Source organism: Oscillibacter sp. KLE 1728, from assembly GCF_934833455.1.
Lineage (GTDB): Bacteria > Bacillota > Clostridia > Oscillospirales > Oscillospiraceae > Oscillibacter > Oscillibacter welbionis.
The window spans coordinates 1-4505 of the sequence record NZ_CAKVVF010000121.1 but is presented as its reverse complement, the minus strand read 5'-3'; the positions used below and the strand labels follow the sequence as shown (position 1 = coordinate 4505).

At 60.2% G+C, this 4505-nt stretch carries 4 protein-coding genes; 1 reads left to right on the top strand and 3 read right to left on the bottom strand.

The genetic code is table 11. The features are described from left to right. Nucleotides 1–523: 523 nt before the first annotated feature. From QVE23_RS10460 to QVE23_RS10450, 3 genes are all read right to left on the bottom strand, one after another. The gene (locus QVE23_RS10460) at nucleotides 524–2986 is read right to left on the bottom strand and encodes an ATP-dependent Clp protease ATP-binding subunit (RefSeq protein ID WP_287553554.1); all 2463 of its coding nucleotides are present in this window, start codon (nucleotides 2984–2986) and stop codon (nucleotides 524–526) included. A 35-nt stretch (nucleotides 2987–3021) separates the two neighbouring features. Beyond that, on the bottom strand, nucleotides 3022–3531 hold the full coding sequence (locus QVE23_RS10455) for a UvrB/UvrC motif-containing protein (RefSeq protein WP_021749162.1): 510 nt from the start codon (nucleotides 3529–3531) through the stop codon (nucleotides 3022–3024). A gap of 73 nt (nucleotides 3532–3604) precedes the next feature. Then, nucleotides 3605–4057 carry a CtsR family transcriptional regulator gene (locus QVE23_RS10450; protein WP_025544308.1) on the bottom strand — a complete coding sequence of 151 codons (453 nt, stop codon included), beginning with the start codon at nucleotides 4055–4057 and terminating at the stop codon, nucleotides 3605–3607. A gap of 290 nt (nucleotides 4058–4347) precedes the next feature. Here QVE23_RS10450 and fdxA point away from each other — a divergent pair. Continuing rightward, nucleotides 4348–4505, top strand: a 158-nt coding sequence (gene fdxA, locus QVE23_RS10445; RefSeq protein ID WP_287968177.1) for a 4Fe-4S ferredoxin, incomplete at its 3' end; no start/stop codon positions are given.

The following is a 4505-nucleotide window of genomic DNA, read 5'->3' as shown; positions in this document are numbered from 1 at the left end:
ATGGATAGGTCATCTATCCACCCAAATCACGTGCGCTACCAACTGCGCTACACCCGGATATTCGATTTTTCTGCATGATACCATGCAGAGAAGGAAAAAGCAAGTTTTTCGTGTCTGTGGGCGGCGCTGTGGTCACGCCCAATTTTGCGGGAGTTTTTCAACTGATAGATTTCCGCCGCAAGCTACTGTCCCAAGGACTTCCGGAGTTCCGCTTTTGGGGGAATGGATGAGTCGTCTATCCTCCCAAATCACGCGTGCTGCCAACTACGCTACATTTGGTCATAGATATTTCTCCCGCCCGGGGGCGTTCTTCCCCACATACGTGCGGCAATATACTCTGCGATCCGCCGCGTTGGCACTCTGGCACCATCTTTTACTGGATCGTGGACAGCACGATGGGTTCATTTATACCTCTCTATTTTACCTGTTTCTCCGCCAAAGTCAAGTCTATTCGCTTCCGGCCGGTATGTCGGAAAGGCCGCCCGGAGGCTATGGGGCCTCCGGACGGCTTGACCAGGTCTCTTCACTTGGAAACGCAGAGTCGATTGTTCTCCACGGTAAGCTTGGCGGTGTCACCGGCCTTGAGGGTGCCGTCCAGCATCTTCTCGGCCACGGCGTCTTCCACCTTGCTCTGGATGGCCCGGCGCAGGGGACGGGCCCCGTACTTGGGATCAAAGCCCTCCTTAGCCAGCTCTGCCACAGCCTCGTCGCTGGCATCCAGATGGATGCCCATGGTCTCCATCCGGGTGGAGACGGTCTTCAGCATCCGCCGGGCCACTTCCCGGATGTCCTCCTCCGTCAGGGGGCGGAATACGATGATATCGTCGATCCGGTTTAGGAACTCCGGGCGGAAGGTCTGACGCAGCTCCGCCATCACCTGCTCCCGGGCGGTCTCGAACTTCTTTTCAGCGTCAGGATCGGAGTCCCGCTCCTCGGCGGAAAAGCCCAGCTTGCTGCCCATGGCAGTGAGGCTGCGGGCACCGATGTTGCTGGTCATGACGATGACGGTGTTCTTGAAGTCCACCGTCCTGCCCTGAGAGTCGGTGATCCGGCCGTCATCCAGAAGCTGCAGCAGGATGTTCCACACATCCTCGTGGGCCTTTTCGATCTCGTCAAACAGTACCACGGAGTAGGGCTTGCGCCGCACCTTCTCCGTCAGCTGACCGCCCTCCTCGTGGCCCACATAGCCCGGCGGGGAGCCAATCAGACGGGACACTGTGTGCCGCTCCATATACTCGGACATATCGATCCGGATCATGGCGTTCTCATCGCCGAACATGGCCTCTGCCAGGGACTTGCACAGCTCCGTCTTTCCCACGCCGGTGGGGCCCAGGAACAGGAAGGAGCCGATGGGGCGCTTCGGATCCTTCAGACCCACACGGCCCCGACGGATGGCCCGGGCCACGGCCTTTACGGCTTCGTCCTGACCCACTACCCGCTCGTGGAGGGTGTCCTCCATGTGCAGCAGGCGGGTGCCCTCATCCTCCGTCAGACGGGTGACGGGGATGCCGGTCCAGCCGGCCACCACGGCGGCAATGTCGTCAGCGTTCACCGGGCGGTGCTGGGTGTTGTTCTTGCGGCGCTTCTCCCGCTCCATCTCCACCTGCTCCTGGTAGTCCTTCTCAATGTCCCGCAGCTTGGCGGCGGTCTCATAGTCCTGCTTCTCGATGGCAGCCTCCTTGTCCTTGGCCAGGGCGGCGATCTTCTCCTCCAGGCTCTTCAGCTCCGGGGAGATCTCCTCCGTCTCCATCCGCACCCGGCTGGCGGCCTCGTCCATCAGGTCGATGGCCTTGTCCGGCAGGAACCGGTCGTTGATATACCGGGCGGAGAGCTTCACGGCGGCCTCCAGGGCCTCGTCGGTGATCTGGAGGCTGTGGTGCTTCTCGTACTTCTCCCGCAGGCCCTTCAGGATCTCCAGAGACGCCTCCTGGCTGGGCTCACCCACCTGCACCGGCTGGAACCGGCGCTCCAGGGCGGCGTCCTTCTCGATATACTTCCGGTACTCGTTCAGGGTGGTGGCGCCGATCACCTGGATCTCGCCCCGGCCCAGAGCCGGCTTGATGATGTTGGCGGCGTCCACGGCGCCCTCGGCGCTGCCGGCGCCCACGATGGTATGGAGCTCGTCGATGAAGAGGATCACATTGCCGGACTTCCTGACCTCCTCCAGCAGCTTCTTAATCCGCTCCTCAAACTCACCCCGGTACTTGGTGCCCGCCACCATGCCGCTGAGGTCCAGGGACAAAAGGCGCTTGTCCAGCATCTCGTCGGGTACGTCGCCCATAACGATCTTCCGGGCCAGACCCTCAGCGATGGCGGTTTTGCCCACACCGGGCTCACCGATCAGGCAGGGGTTGTTCTTGGTGCGGCGGGAGAGAATCTGGATCACCCGCTGGATCTCCCCGTCCCGGCCGATGACCGGGTCCAGCTTGCCGGCCCGAGCGTCGGCGGTCAGGTCCCGGGTGAACTCCTTCAGGGTCTTGTTCTTGCCGTTATCCTCCTTTGCGGGGCTGGTGCCGGAGCGGCCGGGATCGGCGGCCTGACTCCGGGGCATCTCACCCAGCTTCTGCATCAGGGCTGTGTACAGGTGACGGGCATCCACGCCAGCGGTGCGCAGGATGCGGACGGCCATATTGTTGCCTTCCCGCAGGATGCCCGCCAGCAGGTGCTCCGTGCCCACGTAGTTGTAGCCGCCCCGCATGGAGTCCTCCATGGCCAGCTCCACCACCCGCTTGGCGCGGGGGGTGAGGCCCTGGGCGGGATTGCTGCCGGGCAGACCGGCACCCACGCTCTTCTTGATGATCTCCACGATCATGTCATCGGTGAGGCCCGCCTCCGTCAGAACGGTGTGGGCCACGCCCTCCTCTTCCCGGATCAGGCCCAGCAGCAGGTGCTCCGTGCCCACGTAGCCGTGGCCCAGCTCACCGGCTGCCTCCTGGGAAAGCCGCAGGGCCTCCTCCGCCCTGGGCGAAAATTTGTTCTCATTCATAGTGTCTTACCTTCCTTTCCATGGGAAAGTCCCGTTTACTTGTTTTCCTTCTGCTCCTTGTGAGCGGCCTCCAGAGACCTGATCTGGTCCCGCAGCTCCGCCGCCCGCTCAAAGTTCTCCTGGTGCACAGCCTTCTTCATCTCCAGCTTCAGCGCGTTCATCTGGCGCAGATAGGCAAAGCGGCTCTGGTCCTCCTGGCCTACCAGGTCGTCCTTCTTTTCCTGCTTTGCCTCCTGCTGCTGGACAGGAGAGGCGCTCAGGGCCGGCATCTCGGCGAAGAAGTCGTCAAAGGGGTCCTCCAGCATCTTCATTCTCCGCCCCAGCAGGCTGGGCATGGGAGAGAAGAAATCGTCGAAGAAATCGTTTCCAAAGAGGCTGTTCCCGAAGAAGCTTTGCATCATCCGCTGGCTCTGGGCACCCAGCCGCTGGGTATAGCCCAGCTTTTCCGCGCAGTCGCTGCACAGGTGCTTCTCTTCCACATGGCCGTTCACGTTGCTCCGATACACAAAGGTAACTTCATTCTTACCACAATTTTCGCATTTCATAAATCAATTCCTCCTATCATCTGGAAACTGTGCGTGCTTATTGAAATATTTTTCCCCGCTGCCCGGGTCCCGGCTACACCTGCAGGATCAGCACCTGCTTCATGATGTCCGCCCGGACGGTGTCCCGGCTCTCCCGCGGGACCGCGGCCAGGGCCTTGTCGCCGACGGCGGCCAGAATGCTCCGGCCTGCGTTCTCCTCCAGGGCGCCGGCCTGGACCAGATTGTTCAGGATGGCCCGAGCGGAGGCCAGGTCCACCTGGCTGCCCAGGGTGTTGATGACCTGCATCAGCAGCGTCTGGCGGTCCACCCGGACCCGGGTGATCCGGATGTAGCCATTGCCGCCCCGGCGGCTCTCCACGATATAACCCCGCTCCGGGGAAAAGCGGGTGGACATCACGTAGTTGATCTGGCTGGGTACGCAATTGAAGCGCTGGGCCAGGTCATTGCGCTGGACCTCCAGCACACCACCGTCCGTCTCCTCCAAACTCTCCTGCAGAAAGCTGGCAATCAAATCGGAAATCCCCACGGATGATTCCTCCCTTTCCAAAGAACGCCTCGTCTCTTTGACTTTGACTTTCTTTAACCTTTTGTTCTGTGTTTAGTATAACACGCCCGAGCAAAATGTCAAGAGCTGAATTTTGACTTTCTTTGACCTATTTGAAAACAATTTATGAACAGTTAGTCTTGACAAACGTCATTTTTGGACGCTTTCCCGTATTTTTTCGAAAATTTAACCATAGAATTTGAACGGCTGGTACTTGCTTTTTTTAATTTGTATGCTACAATAGGGGTACAATTCTGATGGAGGTGCTTCCCATGGCTTACAAAATCACTTCTGCCTGCGTGAGCTGTGGCTCCTGCGCGGACGCTTGCCCCGCCGGTGCTATCAGCCAGGGCGATGACCAGTACGTCATCGATGCTGCCGCTTGCCTGGACTGCGGTTCTTGCAGCGACACCTGCCCCAACGGCGCCAT